The sequence below is a fragment of the Massilia sp. S19_KUP03_FR1 genome (genome assembly GCF_036688685.1).
GTDB lineage: Bacteria > Pseudomonadota > Gammaproteobacteria > Burkholderiales > Burkholderiaceae_D > JALYUM01.
In genome coordinates this window covers 26,528-48,888 of the sequence record NZ_JAQQPS010000032.1, presented here as the reverse complement: position 1 = coordinate 48,888, position 22,361 = coordinate 26,528, and the positions used below count along the sequence as shown (strand labels likewise).

General features: G+C 63.4%; 17 protein-coding genes. 7 read left to right on the top strand and 10 right to left on the bottom strand.

What is annotated here, in order from left to right; all coding sequences use genetic code 11:
- Positions 1-4 precede the first annotated feature (4 nt).
- The 4 genes from V6M87_RS25170 to V6M87_RS25155 all read right to left on the bottom strand — a co-directional run bounded on the left by V6M87_RS25170 (position 5) and on the right by V6M87_RS25155 (position 3,425).
- Entirely contained in the window at positions 5-271 is a 267-nt protein-coding gene (locus V6M87_RS25170) for a flagellar biosynthetic protein FliQ (protein WP_332879425.1), read from the bottom strand.
- Between the two features lie 622 nt (positions 272-893).
- Positions 894-1,481: a TadE/TadG family type IV pilus assembly protein gene (locus tag V6M87_RS25165; protein WP_332879424.1), complete on the bottom strand. Its 588-nt coding sequence runs from the start codon at positions 1,479-1,481 to the stop codon at positions 894-896.
- A 1-nt stretch (position 1,482) separates the two neighbouring features.
- Positions 1,483-1,989: a TadE/TadG family type IV pilus assembly protein gene (locus tag V6M87_RS25160; RefSeq protein ID WP_332879423.1), complete on the bottom strand. Its 507-nt coding sequence runs from the start codon at positions 1,987-1,989 to the stop codon at positions 1,483-1,485.
- Entirely contained in the window at positions 1,986-3,425 is a 1,440-nt protein-coding gene (locus tag V6M87_RS25155) for a pilus assembly protein TadG-related protein (RefSeq protein WP_332879422.1), read from the bottom strand. Before V6M87_RS25155 ends, V6M87_RS25160 begins: the two co-directional genes overlap by 4 nt.
- Before the next feature lie 550 nt (positions 3,426-3,975).
- Between V6M87_RS25155 and V6M87_RS25150 the strand changes: the two genes are divergently transcribed.
- The 7 genes from V6M87_RS25150 to V6M87_RS25115 all read left to right on the top strand — a co-directional run bounded on the left by V6M87_RS25150 (position 3,976) and on the right by V6M87_RS25115 (position 10,782).
- Positions 3,976-7,098: a DUF2339 domain-containing protein gene (locus V6M87_RS25150; protein WP_332879421.1), complete on the top strand. Its 3,123-nt coding sequence runs from the start codon at positions 3,976-3,978 to the stop codon at positions 7,096-7,098.
- Entirely contained in the window at positions 7,095-8,624 is a 1,530-nt protein-coding gene (locus V6M87_RS25145) for a DUF3999 family protein (protein ID WP_332879420.1), read from the top strand. The genes V6M87_RS25150 and V6M87_RS25145 overlap by 4 nt, the downstream gene beginning before the upstream one ends.
- Positions 8,625-8,677: 53 nt before the next feature.
- Entirely contained in the window at positions 8,678-8,842 is a 165-nt protein-coding gene (locus tag V6M87_RS25140) for a hypothetical protein (RefSeq protein WP_332879419.1), read from the top strand.
- Between the two features lie 58 nt (positions 8,843-8,900).
- Positions 8,901-9,140, top strand: coding sequence for a hypothetical protein (locus V6M87_RS25135; RefSeq protein ID WP_332879418.1), 240 nt, complete (start codon positions 8,901-8,903; stop codon positions 9,138-9,140).
- A 267-nt stretch (positions 9,141-9,407) separates the two neighbouring features.
- Positions 9,408-9,584 carry a hypothetical protein gene (locus V6M87_RS25130; RefSeq protein ID WP_332879417.1) on the top strand — a complete coding sequence of 59 codons (177 nt, stop codon included), beginning with the start codon at positions 9,408-9,410 and terminating at the stop codon, positions 9,582-9,584.
- Between the two features lie 365 nt (positions 9,585-9,949).
- Positions 9,950-10,651 carry a hypothetical protein gene (locus V6M87_RS25120; RefSeq protein ID WP_332879432.1) on the top strand — a complete coding sequence of 234 codons (702 nt, stop codon included), beginning with the start codon at positions 9,950-9,952 and terminating at the stop codon, positions 10,649-10,651.
- Entirely contained in the window at positions 10,537-10,782 is a 246-nt protein-coding gene (locus V6M87_RS25115) for a LuxR C-terminal-related transcriptional regulator (RefSeq protein ID WP_332879416.1), read from the top strand. The genes V6M87_RS25120 and V6M87_RS25115 overlap by 115 nt, the downstream gene beginning before the upstream one ends.
- Positions 10,783-10,875: 93 nt before the next feature.
- Here the strand turns inward: V6M87_RS25115 and V6M87_RS25110 are convergent, their stop codons facing one another.
- From V6M87_RS25110 to V6M87_RS25085, 6 genes are all read right to left on the bottom strand, one after another.
- Complete coding sequence (locus tag V6M87_RS25110; protein ID WP_332879415.1) at positions 10,876-13,875, bottom strand: hypothetical protein; 3,000 nt, start codon at positions 13,873-13,875, stop codon at positions 10,876-10,878.
- A 247-nt stretch (positions 13,876-14,122) separates the two neighbouring features.
- Positions 14,123-14,683, bottom strand: a complete 561-nt coding sequence (locus tag V6M87_RS25105) for a hypothetical protein (protein ID WP_332879414.1) — start codon at positions 14,681-14,683, stop codon at positions 14,123-14,125.
- Positions 14,646-20,036 carry a WD40 repeat domain-containing protein gene (locus V6M87_RS25100; protein ID WP_332879413.1) on the bottom strand — a complete coding sequence of 1,797 codons (5,391 nt, stop codon included), beginning with the start codon at positions 20,034-20,036 and terminating at the stop codon, positions 14,646-14,648. Before V6M87_RS25100 ends, V6M87_RS25105 begins: the two co-directional genes overlap by 38 nt.
- Complete coding sequence (locus V6M87_RS25095; RefSeq protein ID WP_332879412.1) at positions 20,033-21,217, bottom strand: AAA family ATPase; 1,185 nt, start codon at positions 21,215-21,217, stop codon at positions 20,033-20,035. The genes V6M87_RS25100 and V6M87_RS25095 overlap by 4 nt, the downstream gene beginning before the upstream one ends.
- A gap of 40 nt (positions 21,218-21,257) precedes the next feature.
- Positions 21,258-21,809 (bottom strand): hypothetical protein, encoded by a 552-nt coding sequence (locus tag V6M87_RS25090; RefSeq protein WP_332879411.1) that lies wholly within the window; start codon positions 21,807-21,809, stop codon positions 21,258-21,260.
- Between the two features lie 2 nt (positions 21,810-21,811).
- Entirely contained in the window at positions 21,812-22,354 is a 543-nt protein-coding gene (locus V6M87_RS25085) for a toll/interleukin-1 receptor domain-containing protein (protein ID WP_332879410.1), read from the bottom strand.
- Positions 22,355-22,361 lie beyond the last annotated feature (7 nt).

The following is a 22,361-nucleotide window of genomic DNA, read 5'->3' as shown; positions in this document are numbered from 1 at the left end:
AGATTCAGAAGTAACCGGGAATGCCAGCAATCAGGTTGGTTGCGAGCAGCAGCAGTTTTCTCAGCATCCACGAACCGAACAACATCAGTGCCAGTACGGTGGCGACCAGTTTTGGGATGAAGGTGAGCGACATGTCCTGCACTTGCGTGACGACCTGCAGCACGCTCACGGCCACGCCCACGGCCAGAGTGCACGCAAGGACCGGGCCGCAAATGACGACTGCTCCCCACAATAACTGCGCCATCAAATTCAAGGCGATGTCTGAACTCATGTTGGTATCTGTTTCTGTCTGATAGAACGATGCACTCGGTGCCGACCCGCTTGCCGGCGCGTGACGACGTCTCCTGCTGTTGGATGATTGCCATCCGCCTGGCGGACGCAAAAACCTTCGCAAAGCCAAACTAATATTTATACAAAGCAACACATATTAATACATGCCACAGACAATCGGTTAGCAAATTACTGACAATTAGGACTAATTTTTATACGGTCTCGGTTCTGCAACATTCCGGTTCAGGTTGCCGATCGACGGTGTGTCGCAAGTTCGTTTCGGTCCATGATGACCAGTGCGTTCTGGTGGCAAGAATATGTCGACATGGTCAGCATGCGCGAAGCGTCGGCTGGTGCGTGGTATCCGACGTTTGGACGCAGCACACCAATAGGTGGCTGAAAAAGTCCGGCCCAGTGGGGACGTTGGATGCGAGCGTGTCGCAATTTGAGGGAGCAAGATAGCGGTGCGTTTCGTGTTGTCCCAAGAGGATGATCGGACTCCAGCTCAGGTAGGGAATAGCGCACCGGTTTTAGGTTCGATCCAGATGCCGTCGTACCGAAACTGCCCCGTCAAACCGCACAGTGCCGCCTGTCATCAAAAAGGATTGCTTCGTCGACGGCTGTCAGGGACATGGCATGGAACCGGGCTTTGCACCGAGGCTACCCGCTGGAACGATCGTCTCGGCAGACGGCAGCTTCATTCTGGAGAGGTTAAGGAACGGGAAAACCATCTGGTAGGGCATGAGTGAGCAATTGCTGTCGTCATCCACCGATGTGCAAATCCTCGCACGCACGAAGCGGATGCAGTTAGCGCCATGCGGGTCGGTCATGCAGTTTGATTGATTCCCTTCGGGGCATGTCGGAAGATTACTCATGTGTGTCATGTCCCAGGTCGCCTTCGAGACCGACAGGTAGTCAATCTTCACATTGTCCGCCGTAACGGGATCTCCCAGCAGCAGCGGGCCACGCGAAGTCCGGAAGACGGCGTTCGCCCGGACATTCTGCATCGCGACGTCGTCCCTGTAGTCGACGTTTGCCGCGGCAGAGGCGGCACGGCGGGTGACTTCTTCCAGCGTGTTGAGCAGGTACTCCACGCGCGCAAGCTCGAGTGTGCCGAACACAACCGTAAAAAAAAGAATCGCTACCAGCGAGAATTCAATGGCCACGCTGCCTGTCCGTTTTCTTCGTCCTTTCAGTGCAAGCCGTTTCATGTCAGTTCCCCACGTAGCGCGCCGTCACGGTGGTCGTCATATACATGGCGTCGACCTCTCTGCCGGTGACCGGGTTGATAAAAGGTACGCTGACCGTTACGTCGAATTGAAACAATGTGCGGGTATCGAGGTTGAAGATCTGCGGCGTACAAGGAATGTTCTTCAAAGTTGAGGCTACTGTGTAGTAGCATGTAATGGTAGGGTCGGCGGTGGTCACCGCCGGAACGATGCCGGCTAGCTCCTTCATAACGATGCGCTTTGCCAGAGTTAGGGCAGCAAAGTTGCCGTCCGGCCCTGCCATTGTCATTTCCAGTTTTGGCGCTGTTGAAAGGTAAATCGCCGCGTCGTGCGCGGCTTTTTGCACAGCCGTATACTGACGAAAATAAAAGGCGCAGAGAATCGATGGCAGCCCAAGAAATAGCACGAGAATAGGAAGCAGAATCGCCGCCTCGACCGCGATCGATCCGCGTGCATAATGCGGCCCAGTCATTTTGCGTGTTCGTTTCATCGGTAAAGCCTCACATTGCCGCCCAGGGCGCTCTCGGTGTCCATGCCGGCAAATTCCGCATATAAAGCGGACGGACTCGCAGGAATCATCATGAAAAACTTTGCGATCCCGACCACGGCGCCGGTGCCTGCGTTAATCGGGCAGTGCAACAGTGGAACGTGGAGCACCCGGGTATTGCGGCTACGCCTGTAGGTCGCGCTTCCGCCGGCGGCCTGGTATGGTGTACTCATATACGATTGCGGTTGAGGCAATCCCGGGTTGTAAAGCAGGCCCCAATCGGTATCGTTATAGGTGGAATAGCCGATTGGAGGTTCAACGCCGCCATTTGCGACATAGGCTGAATACGGGACTGCCTTCGCATATGTCCACAAAATGCCGTACGACGTCGCAGCCGCGCCGCTTGGCTTTTCCGCTACCGTCAGCAGCGGATCCGGGGCTGCTAAAGCGTTGGCGGAGATATTGTCCGGCTTAAATTTCATCCAGCTTGCGTTAGCAAGATCGAAGTTCTTAACCACGGGATCGGCCGGTGCCGTCGATGACGTGCATGGTGCGACACTGCCGAACCGGGAATTGAGCTGCACGTAAAGCGATTCGATTGGAAAGCCCGGCTCAATTGTGATGTCGCCCCCCTGCAACGTGGGTATCGCCATCTTTCCAGTGCAGACGAACGGTCCAACGACATCCAGCCTGTTCTTCATTGGCGTGCCAACCGTGCCGGGCGGTGCGATCGGATTTACCAGAAAATTTTCGGGCGAGCGCCCACCGGGGTTGAGATGCATCAGGTCGTAACTAACCCCTCGCCGGAAACCGTATTCGACGAGTTCGCCTGATGAGCGCGCGGCCGCAGGGGTAGTCGAGTTCGCGCAGATTGCAAGCGGCAAAGCGTTCAGTGAATCGCGGCCAGCCACCGCCGTGGATGCCACAGTTGTCTGCGCCAAGTCCGGTGACACGACAGGGATGAAGATGTTCTGGATTTTTCCGGGATTGGGGACGAGGGCCGAGGTATCGATCCGGGTAAAAAAGATCTGCGAGGCCTTGGCCTTTGCCGCTGTCGCATCCAGCCAGCTATCCGGGCCACCATCCGCGCTTGTTCCAAACTTCAGCGCAGCCTCGGACCAGGTCACATTTTGGGTGTCATAAGCGAAGGTAGCGTAACCTGCAGCTGACTGCGCCGCCGTGACCGCTCTGTCGATTCCAGCCGGCGTGCCATCCAGCGCAGCGGCCGCCGCCAGGGCTGTGGTATCTGCGGCAATTTGCAGTTCCGCTTTCCTGTTGTAACTGCGGCTGAGGTCAAGCGCCATCCCGAACATGGCAAACATGACGATCAGAATAAAGGGCGTCATGACAGCAATGGCGCCGTCTTCCGATCCCTTGCGGCGAAAGCAAGCACGGCGCCGCGAGGAAGGCAAGACATGCTTTGTTGTTTCGGTAGGCACGGATCCTCCTGCTGGTTCAGGCATGTGTAGAAGCAACTTTGCAGATAGGAATCGTAGATGGTTACGTGGCCCGTAGGTTGAGGCGCCGCAACACGGAGGTGACTGCCTGGTCAGAGCGATTGCGAGAGCTGGGTTGCCAAAATTTGATGAGGGCCAGGGTATTGCTACTCTCAAGTTGCCATGAGGAAATGGGAGCTTTGGCGTCAGCGTCGCGCCAAATCGTCTCGGCGCGGTGGCGACCGGGGGCGCAAGGCGAACCTGGAGCAGGACGCTGCTTGCGCAGAACCGCGACACGGTTCGACCACCGCCAGGCACTGCACATGAAGGATGTCGCAATCGTGGCCGGGCCGGTGCAGGCTGGCGTAGACCGCAGCCTCCGATGGCGATTCCCTTCACGAATGCAGCCAACATGTTCCAGTTAGAAAGGGGCGTGAATCGACATGGGAATCGACATCACGTAGACTTTCAGTTAAATAATGATATGTACTTCGACCACCGCGCGGCCTCGCACGTTGAGCAGGTAGCGCCGATAGCGACCGGGAGAATAGGCATGGAACTGCTGCTGCTCTTTAGTTTGCTTTTATTGCTGGGGTATCCAATCATCGTTGCCAAAATCGTTGGCCGTGGGGCCCGCGTCAAATTGGAGGATGCCGCCGCGCGCGTTTGGGAACAGGACCGGTTAATCGTGCAGATCCAGCAGCGCCTGGCCAAGCTCGAAGAGAACCGGGGGACGGTGCAGGAACGGCCGGTGGCGCCGACAGCCCAAGGCGTCGACAGCGCGGCGCAAGCGCTTCGGCAGCCAGCCGATCCCGGCTTGGCGGACGCGCCCACGCCTGCGTCTGCGTCTGAGCCGATGGTCCCGGTTGCTGCGGCGCTGCCCGCCGTGACAGACCAGATCGCGGCGGCGCAGACGACGGCGGCGCCCGCCGACAACGAGGCCGCGCCGCGCGCTGCCGCCGGCCGCAACGCTGCACCGGCACGGCCTGGCGCCGCAGTACCGGAACGCGCCACGCCAACACCACGCCATCCGGCCATCGCGTGGCTGCTGACCGGCAACCTGGTGACCAAATTCGGCCTGCTGATCCTCATCATCGGGGTGGGGTTTCTGCTCACGTACACGGCGCAACACGTGTTCATTCCGATTGAACTGCGCCTGGCCGGCGTGGTCGTGTTTGCCCTTGCACTGCTGCGTTGGGGCTGGAAAATCCGCTTGCCGCGGCGCGACCTTTCACTCTCGGTGCAGGGCGCCGCAACGGGCATCCTGATGCTGGTGGTCTACGCGGCCTTCGCCCGCTTCGGCCTTATTCCTGCAGCGCTCGCTTTCCCGCTGCTGGTTGTGTTGACCGCCTGCACCTGCCTGCTGGCGGCCGCGCAGGACGCGCTGTGGCTGGCCGTGTTCGGGATCGCCGCGGGATTCGCGGCGCCGATTCTGGTGGCGACCGGCAGCGGCAACCACGTCGCGCTGTTCAGCTACTACGCTTTGCTCGACGCCGGCATCCTCTGGCTGGCGCTGCGGCGCCGCTGGCGCGTCCTGAATCTGATCGGCTTCTGGTCCACATTCCTCATCGGCGGCGCCTGGGGCGTGACGCGTTACGTCGATGAAAACTATGTCTCGGCGCAACCCTTCGTGATCCTGTTTTTTCTGTTCTACGTCGGCATTGCGCTGGCCTGGGCCGGTCACAGCAGCACGCGACTCAAGGACCCGATCGACGCGACGCTGGTATTCGGCACCCCGGCGGCAGTCATTGCGCTCCAGTACGGCATGGTCGGAGGGACGCCCTTTGGGATGGCGTTTTCCGCGCTGGCCATGGCGGCGTTTTACGCCGTGTTGGCCGCAGCGCTGTTGCGGCGGCGTCAACGCAGCGCTGCCGGGCAGGCGGGGTTGATCGACGCGTTCACGGCCATCGCCACGGTATTTGCCACCCTGACCATCCCGTTTGCCGCTAACGACGCGTGGACATCGGCCGCGTGGGCATTCGAAGGCGTCGGACTGATCTGGGCCGGCTTGCGCCAGAACCGGAAACGCACCTGGGCCTTCGGCCTGCTGGTGCAGTACGGCGCCTGGTTCTACTACTTGAACGATGTGAACGACTTCACCGCCAATCCGATCAGGCAACTCGACATCCTCCTGCTGGTCGTCGCCTCAGCCTGGTCGGGCACATCGGTGGGGCAGCTGTCGGCGCGCCAGTGCCGGGCCTGTTCGCTTCAGTTCCTGGCGGCCGCCGCCTTGCTTGTGCCGATACCCGGGTGGACCGTCCTGCGCATGTATGGACCTGCCGACGCGCCCTTGCTGATCGCCCCGATTCTGCTGGCCGCCTGCGCGGGCGCTGCCAGCTGGCTGTTCAGGCAAGACCAGCGTCCCGTGGCCAGCAACGGGATGTTGATCTGGGCCGGGGTCTGGTGGTTCTGGCCGGCCCTGACCATTGGCGCAGGCATCATCAGGGGCACCTACGCGTTCGCGAGGCAGCCGCAGGAAACGTTTTGGGGCGGCGAAACCGACTTCCTGGCCGACCCGGGTTCGATTCAAACGAGCATCTATTTTGCCCTGGTCAGCGTCTGCGCCCTGGCAGCGCTGCCGGCAACGCGCCGGCTTGCGTGGCCGACGCTGCGCTGGTTCAGCGTACCGGCCTGGGTGGCGCTGTCGGTATCGACCGCAGCCATGCTGTTCGTCCTGAACTTGAGCCGCGCAGGGGCAACCTGGCAACAGACGCTCGGCTGGGCCGTGACGTGGCTGTGCGGCGACCTCCTGTTGCGCCGCTGGGACAAGGCGGGCTGGCCGATGCAGAACGCCTGGCGCAAGTACCTGCACCTGGTGCGCGTCGGTGGCCCCTGGCTGATGCTGTGGCCGTATCTGTCGCGCCTGGTCACCGACTGGCTGGAGATCGACCCTTCCCAGCAGGCACTGCTGAACCTGTCGGGCTGGCGTGTCAGCGGCAGCTGGGCGCATTTCATACCGGCATGGGCCATGATCGGGCTCGCATTCTGGCTCGCCGGGCGCAGCCGCGCCGGGGGCTGGCCCACCGCGCCGCTGGCGCGCTGGTACCGCAAGGTGGTGGTGCCGGTCATCACCGGCGCGCTGCTGCTGCTGGTGGCGTACTGGAATCTGCAACAGGACGGCTCGATGGCGCCGTTGCCCTTCATGCCCTTGCTCAATCCGCTCGACATCACGACGCTGTGTGCCCTGCTGCTCGCGATCGCCAGCCTCCACCTGTGGCGCCAGGACGCGAACGGCGCCACCGCCCCCGCGGCGCGCATGCCGCGCTTGATCGCGTTGGCGGCATGGGCCTGGCTCAACGCCTGCCTGCTGCGCACCGCCGCGCACCTGGCCGGCATTCCCTACGAACTACAGGCACTGGCGGCATCAACCTTGATCCAGGCCATGCTGTCGATCGTATGGAGCGTATCGGCGCTGGCCATTATGCGTTACGCGGGAACCGCGGCGCCACGCAGGCGCGGCACCGGCAAGCAGCTGTGGTTGTTCGGCGCGGTGCTGCTCGGCGTCGTGGTGCTCAAGCTGTTCATTTTCGACCTGGACAACAAAGGCACGGTGGAGCGCATCGTCTCGTTCGTCGGGGTCGGGTTGATGATGGTCCTGATCGGCTACGTGGCACCCTACGTCCCGACCGGCGCGCAAGAACCTGCCACCACACCCGGCCCGAGGGGGGAACCATGACCCGTGCAGCGACCCTGATCAGACGAACCGGCCGTGCCATTGCCCTGGCCCTGAGCCTGGCGAGCGGCGCCGCCAGCGCCGCGCCGAACCTTGCCAAGGGCGCACTGCCGGCCGCGCCTCGCGCCCGGGCGGACGGCCCCGCGTTCTACAGCCATACGATGAGCGTCAGCTTTGCCACAACGGGCGTGCTGGTGCAGTTGCAAGTGCCGAAAGACGTCTACCTGCACGCAAGGTCGGCGCAACTGGATGATCTGCGCCTGTACGACAGGCAGGGAAGGCCGGTGGCATTCGCAGTGCGCCCACCCGCCAGCGGCAAGAGCGGCAAACGCCTTGCGACGCCGGTGAAGCTGTTTGCGCTCGCTGGCGGGTCCGACCCTGCGGCGCCGCTGCTGTCGATTCGTACCCGGCCGGACGGCTCTTTGCAATCGGTCGAAACCGGGCCGGGCAAACCGGGCCAGGATTTGATCGGGGGCGTGCTGGTCGACCTTGGGCCGCCCAGGCCAGGCAGCGGCGCGGTCAGTGCGCTGGTGTTCGCGGCACCTGCCGACCAGGCCAATTACAGCGCGCAGCTGGGCATCGAGGCGAGCGACGATCTGCAGGAGTGGACGCAAATCGCGTACGGCCAGGTGGACTGGCTCAGCAACGCCAACAGCGACACCGTGTCCAACAACAGGATCGCGTTCGAGCCAACTGCGTCGCGCTACCTGCGGGTGCGCTGGCGTGGGGGGAATCCGAGTATGTTCGCCGGCGCCGACGCCGAACGCGAAGACATGCAAGCGCCTGCGGCGCCGCCCGAATCGATACTCGTCGACGCGCGCCCCGGCTTGTTTCCGGGCGACCTGGCTTACCCGATCGGCCCGGCCGTACCGCTCGAGGCGGTGGGTTTTAAAATCGCCGAACCGGGCCTGGTCATGCCCAGCGTGGTGGGGCGCTACGAGGAAGTGGCCCAGGTTGCAACCGTGCCAGGCGCGGCCAAACAGCGCCGCTGGCATTTCGTGCCGGTGCTGCGCACGACCTTCTACAGCATCTTGCAGAACGGAAAGGTGCGCGTTCCCCAGGACCTGTCCCTCGCCGGGATGTCGCTGGAACAGATCGTGATCCGCCCGACCACGCCGATCGATGTGCGGCCGCAACTGCGCATAGGCTGGACCCCGGGGACGCTGATTTTTTCGACCCGGCAACCGGGACCGTACGTGCTGGCGGTGGGACGTCAGGAGGTAGCGGGGGCGCAAGCGCCGCTGGCCGACGTCGCCCCGGGCTACGGCAACGCCGACCTGCTAGCGCTTGAAGCGGCCAGCGTGGGACCGGCGTCGCTGCAACGCGTCGCCGACGACGGCCCGTCGGCAGCCCAGCGCGCGGGGATGTCGGCGGGCCAGCGCTCGGCCATCCTGTGGGGCTTCCTGGTGCTGGGCGTGGGCGTGGTCGCGCTGCTGTGCTGGAAAATGGCCGGCCAGCTGCGCAGCGAAAATGCCAGGGCCGCAGGCAGCGACCGTGGCGCCGCGGGGCAGGATGCCAGCCCGGACTAGGCAACGGGCCGGCTGTCGAGATCGCTCCAGCCATTGCAGGCCAGCGGCGTGGCATGCTGGATCAATATGGCATGGCAGCCGTTGCGAATGATAAACCGGCCCTCGTGGCGAAGTTCCCAGAATTCGACGGCAGCATCGGTGTGGTCACCGATTCAACGCAGATCGACACCGACGGCACAGGAAAGATCGTCATCCATCGCATCTGTCCTGCGCGTTAGCACCCTTGCCACCGGCTGAGCCAGCACCGTTCCGATCGTCTACACCAAGGGCGTCGACATGCAGGATTACGCCGTGGATCTGATACTACTGCTGGCCTTATCCGGCACCCAAGCGCTTGCCAGGGACCGTCCGATTCCGCCCGCTGCGGCGGCGGTGGTCAAGCGTGTTCACGATGCGGCATCAGCGAAGAACGACGCCATGCTGAGGTGCACAATGGACGACGAGTCAGATTGGAGCTTCGGCGGCGATGCAGGCATCGACTCGGCCTTTGACACATGGCGCCACGATCCAGGCTAACTGCGAAATCTTTGTCGTATCACTGGCGGGCGTTGCGGCATGCGCCAGGACACGGTGCAGTGTCCGGTCAAGGACGGCTACGGCTATCGAACGGGATTTAGCAAAACAGAAGCGGGTTGGCGGGGGATTTACTTCGTCGCCGGATACTGACCAGGTGCGGAAACGGCGCTAGGACGGCCGGGCGCCGCCGCGCGCTGCGTGCCAGCGATGTGTGCGACCTGCGCGAGCGTTTGCCAGCAAAAAATATAACGAGGTGGCTGAGACCTGATGCGAACACCGAGCGAACGATTAACCGAGCTGCCAGGCGAGATACCGGTCCAGGTCGCGACGAACAACTACGTCGCATTCGTGGGCGACCTGGTGCCGCAGTTCGACCTGATTGGGCCCGAGGGAAATGCATTGTCTCAAACCGTCGAGTTGTTGAACTCGTCGACCAGCACATAAGCATCCCGATGCGAATCGCTCCATCCGCTAAGAATGCAGTCACCGGGTCGTCGTCGACCTTCATTGCAACGGCGGCACCACTAGCCCGCTTCGGCGCGCTCAAGCTCCAACCGCTGCCGCGGTTGTTCAGCTCGTGGCCGCTTGCATCTTGTCGATAATCTGCGCTTTGTTCACCTTGGGTTTTTCCTCGGCCTGCGCGGCCACAGTCGCAGGTGGTTTTATCAAGCATTTTGCAGGGATGCCCAGTCCTTCATGTCGGCGCCAGATTATTGCAAGTGTCAGCGGACGGGTACCGATCAAAATCTCGTACACCCAGGTTTGTATGTTGGTAAAGCAACGGCACTTGGGAGCGCGTGCGGAAGGTTATGCAAGAAGCCGCAGAGGCATCTGGCCGCATCGATTTGGATGATGCTGCGCTCGATGCAACGCATGTGAAGGCGCAGCGAAGTGCCACCGGTGCACGAAAATCGCTCCCTGCAGCGGAAAAGGGGGCAATAACGAATGAGTGGCTGGAATACTCACGCATTGAGCAGTCGTTCCGGGTCAATGTCGGACAATGCAGTGATGTAACCAATAGCAAGCGCCCCCGTTGTTCGTTCCCTTGGCGGGGCGGCGTGGCCATGCACGCATCGCCTCATCCCAGGCGGGTCGACCTGCACATGCCGGGGACTCGAAACGCTGCATTTGCCGCTGCAGGACAGTCCGGACAGCGCCGTGGTGATGCGGACGACGCTCTAGACCTGCCGGTCGCGCTGATCGCTGGCGCCGCCGGCTACTTGCCCAAGAATATCGACACCGATTACCTGACCCGTGCAATACGCCGCGCCGCCGCCGACGCAACGGTCGTGGCCGAGACGATGACCGCCAAGCTCGTGGCGCCACTGCTCGGTGGCACGCCGGCCGCCGCGTCGGAACTGGAAAAATTGGCGCCGCGCGAGCGCCAGATCACTGCTTGCCCGGCTCGCGGAGAGAGCAACAATGCCATCGCCCGCCCGCCCGCGCGCTCGACCTGGCCGAAAGCACGGTCAAGATTCATGTCCGGAATGTGCTCAAAAAACGCAAGCTGACAAGTCGCGTGCAGGCGGCCGTGTTCGCGGTGGAACACTGCATGCTGGGTCGGCACGCGTGCAAAGTCATCTCTTCGGTGCTCCGTTCCTTATGTGCACTATCCGAATGGGTGCGCAGCCTTTCCAAATGACCCTCATGATCATCATTCTCGCGAAAGCACGCCAGGCAGATGCCTTAACTTGAAACGCCCCGAACCCCGCGGCAGTTGACGTCGTGTGCGCCGCTAACCAGGGCCAGCCTCGAGCAGGCCGGGCAGTCGGTCGAGTTCGCGACCCGATATGACGTGCGCAAACCCGCGCTCAAATAACAATGTACGGGCATGTATGATCTCTTCCGCCGATGTTTTCTGGCTGTCGTCAAGCACGATGACCGTGCGCGGCTGCGCGCCCAGTCGCATCAGGGCAGACAGCTCCTCGCTGGCCCCTTGCGCCATTGTTTCCAGATCGGCTGGCAGGGCGAAAACAATTTTGTTCGCATGAGCACTGAGCGAAAATGCCAGTTTTTTCCATTCGGCGTTGTCAACGTAAAATCTGGCAACCTCGTCTGATGCGAACCAGTCGAACATGTTTGAAATGGCGACCACGTCGCCCCTGCCTGCAAGATGTTCCTCAATCGAACGTATCAAATTCTCGGGATGGATTTCGAGCATGCGCCAGCCGATGCGCGTGTCGGCGCCAATCGCCTCCTTGGTGGCAGGATCGGCCAGCGGGTTGCCCGGCAGCCTGGTCACCCTCACCTCGATGTCAAATGCGCGCAACAGCAAGATGAAATGACCGTTTCCGGACAGCGCAGCTTGCACGAGTCGCTTGGCTGCTTGCGTGGTGCCCGTGTCCCGCTCAGCGGCGACGATGGACTGCATGCTGTCTTCTGCCATTGCGCGCAGGGTGTCCTTGTACTGCTGCGCGCCTTCTTTCCCCAGCATGGCCTCGTGTTCTTTTGTCCACGCTCTCCAGTCCTTGATGTCGAAGTCCATTTTGATCATCTCGTAAATTGCTTCCAGCCGGTCATGGCTGAAATCAGGCGCGGATGCGATAAAGGCCCGCAGATACGCCGCGCATTGCGCCGTGTCTGCGGCGACCGAGAACGCCTCCTCGAACGATTCCTGCTGCTCCGTCGAGCGCGCTGCATGCGCTTCCCACGGCGCCATAGCGGCGTCGATACCTTTTTGTTGTAGTGTCGAAAAGAAGGCATGCAACACCGTTGCCAGCGATGCGGGGGCCGCCGGACCGGTACCGGCCAGGGCAATGGTCGCAATGATGTCTTTCATGAGTGCGTTGACGTCATCGGGCGCCAGCGTAAGGAATGCGCTGGCCGCATCCGGATGCGCGGCCAACACTGCCCGGACGGCCGTGACATTGCCTGTCAGGAGGCAACTGGCAACCTGCATCATTGCGGCTTGCACTTTGAGGTCGAGGATGGCGTTCATCGTCATCGATCCCATTACAAGAATGGCTTCCGCAGGCACGGTATGCTCGATCGCGTGCACATTGGCGCCGGTGAACGCAGCGTGCAGGACCGCAGCAAGCATGAGTTGTAATTTTGCACTATCGGTTTTTTGCTCAATCCAGGCGGACGGATAAATCACGACCGGATGGGACGAGAAACTTGCCGCTTGCGCCGAGTATGCAAACTGCACTTGGTTGCGTGACCCGCAATGCGCGCAAGGCAGTCCGTCTTCCTCCATGCGTCGAATCGTTGCCAATGAAACCGGGTCGTCGTCAGAATTGACGACCAGCGGCATCGTCAATGCAGCGGCAACCCCGCACCGCGCGCAGGGAACACTGAAGCGCACCTCCACTGTCGTGCCGTGCCGCGCCACCGCCATCACCCCTTCTCTGTCCTGCCCGTCAAGGCCCAGCAGCAGCGTGCGTATATTGCAGCTTGCACCCCCGGCCACGGTCGCTTCATGCACCTGTTCCGTTTTGAAATAGAGTACCTCAGGCGCCCCGAACCGGGCATCGAGATGCCCGTCGGGGTGAATCACACCGGACAGCATGTCACGCATGCTGTCCGGTGTGATGAAGCGCTGATAGCCCGCCGCCATTTCCATGCACGCGACCTTTACTTCCTCCTGCCCGAAATCGGCCGCCAATTGTGCCGCCTTTGCAATCGCTGCACGCACCGCGCCATCCGATCCGCCCCATCCCCTGACAAACTGTTGCAGCAGTGCGCTCGCCAGGTTGCATGCTGCAACGGCCCGTTCCGCGCCCTCGAACAGCGACACTGTCCTGTGCAGGGCGTCGAACATGACATCCATGCGCTGCCGTTCGTCGCGGCCGAACACGAGCTGCACGAGAACCGCACTTAGCTTGTGTGCCGCCTTGCCAGCCAGTGTAGCGTTGTGCGCCGCGTCGGCATGGGCTAACGCGTCAGCAAATTGCGCCGTCATGAACGTGAGGGGATCGACCTCGCGAAACCGGGCACCCAGCACGCCGGCGGCGATGAGTTCTGGATGGCTGGACAGGTCGAGCCAGAAATGGCCGATCGTGATTTTCGCCTGCGCGGCGCCAGCGTCGTCATGGTCGGCCCGCGCAGCCTGGTAGGCCTGCTCCGCGCATTGGTAACCGCGTTCCAGCCCGTCCGGCGCTTCCGTTTTCGCCCAGGCCCTGGACATGGCTTCCCAACTGTCGGCCTTGTGTTCGATAGCGCTTCCGGCTGCATCGACCAGGCCAAGGTAAAAGGCAAAGGGTATATCGGACGCCGAATACGGCACTGCTCTCGTTGCGCGCAGAACCTCGAGCGCGACCTCGGCGCACCGTACAACGTCACCGACAAGCTGGTAGGCAGAAATCGCTCGATTAAGGAATTTGACACTCTCCGACAGGTTCGCCGAGCTGGCCGGGCCAGGGCGCAGCATAAGCAGCGCTGAGGCGGTACGGTTCAGTTCAGCGAATGCGGCGCCATGCGCGATGCGGTCGGATTCGGCGAGCGCTTTTGTCATGACGCGCCAGGCCGTGTCATAAGCACGTTGACGCGCGCGCGCGCCGAGCATATCGGTACGCAGATTTTCGATAGTCAGGCGCGCGAAAACGAGCGCGGACCGGGTGGCCTTGTCCATGCAATGCTGGTCTCGGAACGCTTCGTACGCACGCTTTGCGCAAGCGCCGATGACGGCCATCTTCATGCTCGCCAGCAACGACAGCCTGGCCTGCGCATCCGCAGCGACAATCCGTTCGAGGTCCAATTCTGCAGCTTTCAGCCAGGTATCGTTGTCGCGCGCCATGGTCGCCTCCAGCGTATCGTGCACTTGTGCAAACGTAAGGCCAGCGGGACCTGCCAGTCTCGATCGCCCTGATTCCATCGTAGCGGACAATCCACTGGTGATGCGGTTTTTTATGCGTCGGCCGGCTGCTCGATATGCCCGACAGGTAAGCCAAACCAAACCATGTGCGCGCAGCATGAACGCGGCGCCGCCCGGCGCCACGACTGAGACAAGACATTATCGGCCGGCGAGAACGGACTGGACGTGATCACCTTTTCCCAGATGTCCCCGGGCTTGCCGTCCCGGTTGCTGGCGCCGGCGGCATCGCAGGCGCCGGCTCAAGGTCGCCGCGGTGCCAGACGACCAGGTCGTCGGCATGACGGAAACGCTGTTTCCAGGCCTCCACCGGCTCGACCGTGCTCGACAACAGAATCACCAGATCGGCGGCGCCGGCAAAGCGCGCCAGCGCCGGCAGCATGAGGTGAGGTGGTAGATGCAGTTCGCGCACCGGCGATGCCTGCCACCGCCCGGCTGGCGGTAGCAGCATGCCCCAGTCTGCCAGCTCCACCTCGAGGCGGGGAAACATGGCGCGCTCCCGGCCCAGTGACAAGGCGGCATGCAGCTGCTCGCCGCCGATATCGAGTACGGCGTCGACCACCACGGTCATCGGTCCCTGCAGCAAAGTATGCGCCAGCTGGTCGGCCTGGCGCAGGACCGCCTGGACAGCGCCGCGGCCGGCAGCGGCGGGATCGAGGTGGACGATCCACACGCCGCGCGCAGGCACGGCTTGTTCACGCCATAGCAGTTGCGGCACTGCGTAGCCGGTCAAGGCGGCAAGCGTTATCAGTGGAAATAACAACAGTGACGGCGCTGTTTCGCGGCCGGTAGCGTAGCCGATTGCATAGGTTCCCAATATCAGAATCAATGCGTCGGCCCCGAACTGCAGGATCCGCATCGCGGCAAGCGCGTCCACTTGCCCTTCGATGCGCCATGTTGCGGCAAGCCGGGGGACTGCCACCAGCACCAGGATTGCGCACGATCCGGACAGTATGCCCAGCACCGCACCGAGCACCGCCGTGACGCCCTCGGATGGCGTGTCGAACAGCCAGGGGAACAGCGCCTGCTGGGCGCTCCCGGCAACCATGACGCCCAGCGCCACGCCTGCCAGGCAGCCATGGACGCGAAACGCTGCATCGCGCAGAGGTGCCGTCCTGCGCAGGTAGCCTGAGCGCAGGCCCAAGGCACTGCCGGCCGGGTGCACCCAGCGGAAGGTATGGGCAATCCATACCAACAGCCGTTGTTTGGCAGTGGGAGCGAGGTGCAGGGGAAGCCAGCCGGGCAGCACCGCCAGCAACACGACGAGTACCGTCGGCGGTGCCATGCCAGCGTAGAGCGGACCGGTCCAGGCGCGCGACTCCCACTCGGCAAAGCCGGGTGCCAATGTTGCACACGTGGCGCAGATGGTTGCCAGCACGGATGCGAGCAGCGCGCGCGGATGCCATGCTGGCCGTTGCGTCGGTATGGCCGCGGACGCGGCGGCGTTCGTCGCCTCGACGGGTTTCATGTCGCGTCCTGCCCGCGCAGGGCCGCAATCCGGCGGGTCTGGCGCGCTGTGACGTATCCTCCTGACGCGGCAGCGAGCAGCAGCAAGCCAAACGTGATGGCGGTATTGGCGGAAGATGCCGATGCGGCGACTTGGCGCAGGCGATCGACGCTCCCCGGGACCACGCCTGCCTGCGCCGCCGTTTGCGGAGCGCGCACGATATACGCTGCATTGTAAGGCGAAAGCAGTGCCGGATCTGTATTGGGCGACCAGTTCGACGCCGCAACATTGCCAGAAACCGCGCCACGCGGGGCTTGCTTGCTTTGTCGGGAAGTGGCGGGGCCGGCTTTGCGTTGCTGAAGCGACTGTTGCTGGGAGCGGTTATTTCGCAGTATCGGTAATGCGTCACGGACGGCGATGGCCAAACGCCGGCCGTCGCCGCGCCAATCCACGGCGCCGCTTCACCGCTTGCCGCAATGGGTACGCCGAGCAACGCGCTGGTGGCGACGTCCCATACCCGTACGGTGCCGTCCAGCGCAGCAGTGACGACGCGCGAGCCATCCGGACTGAAGCGGGCGACAGTAATTGCGCCGGGACCATGCTGCATGGATGCGCCTGCCTGCTTGCCCGAGCCTGTGTCCCAAAGGCGCGCCACCGCATCTCTCCTGACCGTGACGACGAGCTTGCCATCCGGGCTGAAGCGGGCGTCGTCGAGCGCAACGCCTGTCGCCATCGGGGCACCGGCAGGGCGCCCGGTGGAAGTCAGCCAGACACGGACGCCATCGTTCCATACTTCGAGGGCGCGGGTGCGGTCGGCGCTCACATCATTGATCTTCCCCTGGGACATTTTCATTGGCAGGCCCACCGGTGCGCGGGTCGACAGGTCCCATATGCGCGTCTGACCATCGGCCTCCACGGTGGTGAAGCAGGAGGCGTTCTCCAACAGAAGGGCGTGCGACTGGCCTGAATCGTATTGCTCTGTGTAGGTTTGCAGTGCGGCGTCGGGCTGGATCGGACCTGCGCGCCAGACTCGCAAGCTACCGTTGGAAACTGTCGTCACGCTGGTGGAATCGGCAAGGAAGCGCGCCACCTGGACCGGCTCCTGATAATGCGACATCAGCTCGCTGCGCGGCGCGCCGTTGCTGGCGTCCCAGACACGCGCGGTTCCGTCCGCCGAGGCGGTGACCACAAGCCTGCCATCCGGACTGAACGCCGCCGAGAAAACCTTGTCCTCGTGGAGCATTGGCTGTCCTACGGGAAGGCCACTGGCGGCATCCCAGACGCGCGCTGCGTTGCCAATCGATGCCGTGACGATGCGGGTTCCGTCAGGACTGAACTTGATCGAATAGATCAGCCCGGCGTGTTTCATCGGCCCGGCCAGGAATTTCTTGACCGAGCCATCCCATACGCGTGCCACGCCGTCCCCGGCGGCGGTGATCACGCGCCTGCCGTCGGGACTGAAACTGGCCGACACCACAGCGCTTGCATGCCGCATCGGTTCGCCCAGCGGCGTGCCTGTCCCGGCATCCCAGGCACGCGCCGTCGCGTCGACGGAAGCGGTCACCACGCGCTGTCCGTCCGCACTGAAGCTGGCGGCCGTGACGGCGCCGCTGTGGGCCATCGGTGCACCGATTATCTTGCCGCTGTCCGCATCCCAGACCCGCGCCATGCGGTCGCGCGATGCGGTGACGATGCGCCGGCCATCCTGGCTGAAGCGGGCCGCGAGTACCGCGTCGCCATGCGGCATGACGACGGAGACGTTTTTGCGGCTGAAAACAGCTGTCTGCGCGCGCGCCGTCCTGTCTTCCGACGCCGTGAGCAAAAGGCTGCTGTCAGGGCTGAAGATCGCCGACCAGATTCTGCCCCGGTGGACGAACTGCCCACCCTGGTCGCCGGTATCGGCATACCAGACCGTGGCGGTCATGTCGTCCGATACCGTCACCACCTTCGTGTCATCCGGGCTGAAGCTGGCAGATAACACGGCTGCCGGGAGCCGCATGGTTTGCCCAACGGCCAGGCCAGTCGCGCTATCCCACATCCGGGCCGTCTTGTCCGCAGATGCCGTCACCACGCGCCTGCCATCGGCACTGAAACGGGCGGTGTGCACGACGCCGTCATGGCGCAATGGCGCGTTCACTGGTGCGCCGCTGCGCGCGTCCCAGATGCGGGCGGTGTTGTCGTCCGACGCCGTGACAACGTGGCGGCCGTCGGTGCTGAAGCTTGCTGTACGGACCGCGCCGGCATGCGGCATCGGCGCGCTCACGGGCCGGCCTGTCGCGGCATCCCAGACGCGGGCGGTGTGATCGCGGCTGGCGGTCACGAAACGGCTGCCGTCGGCGCTGTACGCGACCGTGGTCAGCGCGCCCTGGTGCTGCGCCGCCAGCGGCCGCAGCACCTCCGCATACAGCCACGGCTGTAGATCTGCGGGCCATGCTGACGGCCTGGTGCCGGCAATCAGGGCCCAGCCGAGCGCGGAAAGGACCACCGTGCCGATCGCAAACGCCATTGCCAGTCGGCTGGTGCCGCGCCCGCCAATGCCGTCGCGCAGCGTCAGGCGCAGGATGGCGGCGCCGAAACGGCGCCACCATGGCGGGCGTTGGAGCAGGGCGGGAAGCCATTGATTCCACGCGCCTGGAATGCGCAGCAGCAGTTGCTCGGCGGTGAGACCGGCGCGCACGAATCCGACAGACAGGCAATAGCGCTGGTCGCCGTTCGGGGCTGGCGGAAGTGGCGGAAGTTGCGGCGGTTCCTGGTGCGGTAGCGGCAGGCCGGGATGGTCGAACTGGAGCGCGAATCCCGCGCCCTGGCCGGCGCTGGTGCGTGGCGTCAGCGCTCCACGCACCACGTCGCGCAATTCATCCTGGATGGCTTGCGGCAAGCGGGCCAGCAGGGCAAGCCGCAACCACTGCGGCATCTGCGCGGCGTCACGCAGCCACGGCAGCCGCACCAGGCGGCGCCAGTTGCGCGCCATGTAGCGCCGGGTTTCGCGCTCTCCCGTGCCACAGCGCAGGAAGTACTGTTCGCCCAGCAGGAGCGCCAGGCGCTGCTCCAGCAGTGGCGGCACGGCGCACGCGCACAGCCAGTAAAAACCGTTCTCGCCGAGATAAACCTGCAATTCGCTCACCAGCCGCGACGCAAGTTCCCCCGTGACCTGCGGCGGCGTACCCGGCTCGCCGACAAAATGCTTTTGCGCTTGCGGACGGGCATCATCTTTCAGCAGCAGGCGCGGATAGCGTTGCGGTTCGGAGAGCACGATGGGCGGCATGCGGCCTTGCACCAGCCACTCGCTCCAGGCGGCAAGGGCGTTATCGTCCAGCGGCAGCACGAGCATGCCGCAGTCGGCGCCGCCGGTCTGCTCCAGCACTTCCACGTGCGCCATGTTCCAGTCACGCGGATCATCCTGCGTGAACAGGGCGCGCTGCTCCCAGCGCGACAGTTGCGCGGCACGGGCCCAGTCATGCAATTGACGCGTGGCGCCCACCAGTGCGGTGGTCGGTCCCAGGACCAAGAGGCGCTGGCCCGCCTCCGGCCTGGGCAGTACGTGAAAGCCGAAGCGCCGGCCAGTGCCGCCCACTTCGGTGCAGATGGGCACAGCGGCGCCGTCGGGCAAGGGAAAGCGAAACACGTCGACCCGAATGTCGAGGTCGCGCAGCCGCTGCGCCCACAAGATGCCAAATGCATCGTCGCGCTCGGCCGCCACCAGCACCAGGTAGGCGGGTCGCAGGCGCGCGCGGCGATAGCGCAGCGTCGGTATGCCAAGCTTACCGATGGTGGCGGCAACCGTGCGGCGCGGGTCCACTTGCGGCCGGCGCGCATAGGCGTGGCGGTGCTCCACTGCGCCGGGCACATGACGCTGCAGCCTGGCCTCGACGGCTGGTGCAATGGGGGCCACCAGATCGCGCCGATACTTGCTGGCGGGCCAGTCCTGCAGCATCACCTGGCCGCCGCCGCGCGCGCGCGAAATACGCGCTGATGGCAGCGCGGACAGCATGGCCGGACCGCCAGCGAGCAACGGCAGCAGCACCAGCACCCACCACCATGCCGGCCGGATTTCCTCGTTGACACGCACTGCGGGGAAATATCCGTACGTTTTTGCCGGGCCGCTCGATACCGCCGCGGCGCGCGCGGCGGGTGCGGCGGGTGCTGCCCCCGTGGCGCGGGGCGCTGGCGTTGCGGCGGGGACAGACTGCGTGGGCGCGCTGGCGCCGCTGCCACCGCTGTCCTGAGGCGGCCAAAACCTGACAGCGGCAAGGAGCGCCAGCAGCGCCAGCAGCGCCATGATCAACACCGCGCCCACCAGGAGGTAGGGTGGTTTTTTGGTTTCTGCGGGGACTTTTTCCTCGGTAGTGCCTGTGTCGTCGACATGCTTGCCGGGCTTCGCTACACGATTGCACCACCGGTCGAACACATCGTCGTAGGACGCGCAGGCCGTGGTGCTCTTGCAGAGCACGGGCCGCAGATGCGATTTCAGCCGGGAACGTGTCTGTTCGCCCGGCGGCACGCTGCCAGCCAGATAGCGCATGACCAGCGCCGCATCGATTGCTTCGGAAGGTCCGATCTGCAGGCCCGCCTTGCACAGCATCTCGATCAGTTCATCCAGGCCCGCAGGATCAACCTCGGCAGTGCCGGTCGCTGTCACTTTGGTACCGTCATCGGAACAGCGAGCGACTGCAGCTGGCTCGTGATGTACGCGCGATCGTCGGCGTGCTTGATGAGCGCGCCGGCGGAATTGATGAGCGGCTCAACCGTCGATACAACCGCCTCCTTGCCGTCAAGGCCGCGCCGCAGCACCGCAGTGGTGAAGTCGAGTAGTTCGGAGGTCCCGATCGGGTAGCGCAATTCGCCCGTGTCGCGCAGATTGAGGAATACATCGAGCAGGCGTGCATACAGCGCAGGCAAACCGTCCTGCCCGGCGGGTGCGGCGTCCAGGTTGCCGAATACGCGCTTGCGCACGATCGCAGCCAACTGGTCCCGGTCCGGGTCCTGGATGTGCACGAACACGCAGCGCCGCATGAACGGATGCGGCAGGTCGCGCTCCGAATTGCTCGTGACAATGACAATTGGATGGAATGGTGAATCCCTGCCCGCGCCCCGGACCACGCGGGAATTGCATTCGCGCAGGCGAAATTCCATGCGATCGATACCGTTCAACAAGTCGTTGGGAAAGTCCCTGCTGGCTTTGTCGATCTCGTCGATCAGCACCACGCTGCGCCTGGGTGCAGCCAGTTCCGGTGGCGCAGCGCTGGCCTGCGCAGCCATCTCCGCGCTCATGGGACGCAACTTGAGATACCTTGGCGGACGCGTGGGTGGCGCCGCTTCCAGGGCATGGCGCTGCATGGGTGCCGAACGCAGTATCGCGTGGCCGAGCGGCCCCCACTGGACGAAATTCATCACGCCGGCATCTTCCGGCTTCGCCTGGCCGCTCTCGACCAGCTTCGACGCGACCAATTGCGCGATATAGTCGAAGCGATAGAACAGGTCATTCGCCTCGCTCAGCGACTGGGCTTCGAAGCGCAGCACCGCGCCCAGGTCGAACTCGTAGGCAACACGTTCGGCGAGCTCCGTCTTGCCGGTACCGGGCCGGCCGGTGATGATCAAAGGCTTGCGCAGCAGCAGGGCGGTGTTGACCGCATCGATCAGGTCGCTCCCTGCTTCGTAAGCGCCTGGGTGGCCCAGTGGTAGCAGGCCCGATTCGGAGCCGGACGGGAGCGGCGCGAGACAGGGCAGTTCGTCACTCTCGCTGCGCCACCAGGAGCGCCCTGGAATAATGCCACGTCCGATAAATTGCAGATCGGTGGGCGGGTTGGACGATGTCGACATGGCGGCTCCTGGCGGTCGATAGGCAATGCGTGCGAAACAGTCAGACCTGCTTGTCGTGGAGGGCTGCGAGGCATACCCGACAATCTGGCTGATGCTCGCTGATGCAATTGACGCACTTCTCCGTCATCGGCTTGCTGATGTCTTCGGCGTGAATATTGAAGTTGTCCTCGAAACTGGGCAGGAAATGCCAGCGCGACTCCTCTTGCCAAGGCGCAAACTTGTTTTTGCCGACCGTCCATTTTTGCGGCTTTCCCGGGTCCAGCCGTACTGCCCAGAAGCAGATGGGCGAGACACCGTCCCGCAGCGCAGGCAGGCATCTTATAAGTTCGTGATCCTCTTCTTGCATACAGGCAAACGCATAGTCGACGGTAACCAATGAAACAAAGTCGGTATAGTCGGCGTCGCGCTGGGCTGCCTTGTCCATGGCGGCCTGCTCGACATCGATAATCGTCGCAGTGCCGCATTCCAACGTCAGGTATTTAAGGAACCGCATGACCCAATTGCGCAGTTTTTCGTTACGCGGCTCGGGGCGCCACGACAGCAGTATCACCCGCGCCGGATCGTTAATTTGCACGAGGCTTGTGTATCCCATCTTCACAGATCCTTGATCGCGGCAACCAGCTGGGCAAGCTGCTCGTCCAGCTTCGATTCGTCGGTGAGCTGCAGGCTGGTGAGCATGCCGGCCGTATCGTACGGGCCCAGGAAATTGAACTGTCCGATGGCAGTCACCTTGTTGATACCACGCTGGGCCAAGGTGGCGTCGGCCGGCTGGTAATGCCGGGCGGCCCAGTCCGCGTCGAACTTCAGATCGTCTGGCGAGAGCCTGTCGGCGAGCACGAACAGCAATCTCGGCGCGCCTTCGCGCTCGTAGCGCTCGATGGCCATTTTCAGCTCGCGCATGCATTGGGGCGACAGCCAGAAATCGATCGAAATGAGTGCGACGAAATAGTTCGCCGCCGCGATGCAGGCGTCGATCTTTTCTTCCCACACGTCGCCTGCCTCAATCGACTTGCGATCGAAGAACGGCTCGATGCCGTCGCCTGACAGCTGTACCCGAATCCGGTTGTAGAAGCGTACGACGCCAGGCGTTGTGTGCACACCGCGTTTATACGAAATGAACAGGTTCGACGCAGGCATGCCGCTT

What these genes read in the sequence shown, in the direction of transcription:
- V6M87_RS25140 (WP_332879419.1), top strand. Translation starts at nt 8,678, where the DNA reads ATGCTGGATCAATATGGCATGGCAGCCGTTGCGAATGATAAACCGGCC.
- V6M87_RS25165 (WP_332879424.1), bottom strand. Translation starts at nt 1,481, where the DNA reads ATGAAACGGCTTGCACTGAAAGGACGAAGAAAACGGACAGGCAGCGTG.
- V6M87_RS25090 (WP_332879411.1), bottom strand. Translation starts at nt 21,809, where the DNA reads ATGGGATACACAAGCCTCGTGCAAATTAACGATCCGGCGCGGGTGATA.
- V6M87_RS25160 (WP_332879423.1), bottom strand. Translation starts at nt 1,989, where the DNA reads ATGAAACGAACACGCAAAATGACTGGGCCGCATTATGCACGCGGATCG.
- V6M87_RS25170 (WP_332879425.1), bottom strand. Translation starts at nt 271, where the DNA reads ATGAGTTCAGACATCGCCTTGAATTTGATGGCGCAGTTATTGTGGGGA.
- V6M87_RS25130 (WP_332879417.1), top strand. Translation starts at nt 9,408, where the DNA reads ATGCGAACACCGAGCGAACGATTAACCGAGCTGCCAGGCGAGATACCG.
- V6M87_RS25145 (WP_332879420.1), top strand. Translation starts at nt 7,095, where the DNA reads ATGACCCGTGCAGCGACCCTGATCAGACGAACCGGCCGTGCCATTGCC.
- V6M87_RS25150 (WP_332879421.1), top strand. Translation starts at nt 3,976, where the DNA reads ATGGAACTGCTGCTGCTCTTTAGTTTGCTTTTATTGCTGGGGTATCCA.
- V6M87_RS25110 (WP_332879415.1), bottom strand. Translation starts at nt 13,875, where the DNA reads ATGGCGCGCGACAACGATACCTGGCTGAAAGCTGCAGAATTGGACCTC.
- V6M87_RS25135 (WP_332879418.1), top strand. Translation starts at nt 8,901, where the DNA reads ATGCAGGATTACGCCGTGGATCTGATACTACTGCTGGCCTTATCCGGC.
- V6M87_RS25085 (WP_332879410.1), bottom strand. Translation starts at nt 22,354, where the DNA reads ATGCCTGCGTCGAACCTGTTCATTTCGTATAAACGCGGTGTGCACACA.
- V6M87_RS25120 (WP_332879432.1), top strand. Translation starts at nt 9,950, where the DNA reads ATGCAAGAAGCCGCAGAGGCATCTGGCCGCATCGATTTGGATGATGCT.
- V6M87_RS25095 (WP_332879412.1), bottom strand. Translation starts at nt 21,217, where the DNA reads ATGTCGACATCGTCCAACCCGCCCACCGATCTGCAATTTATCGGACGT.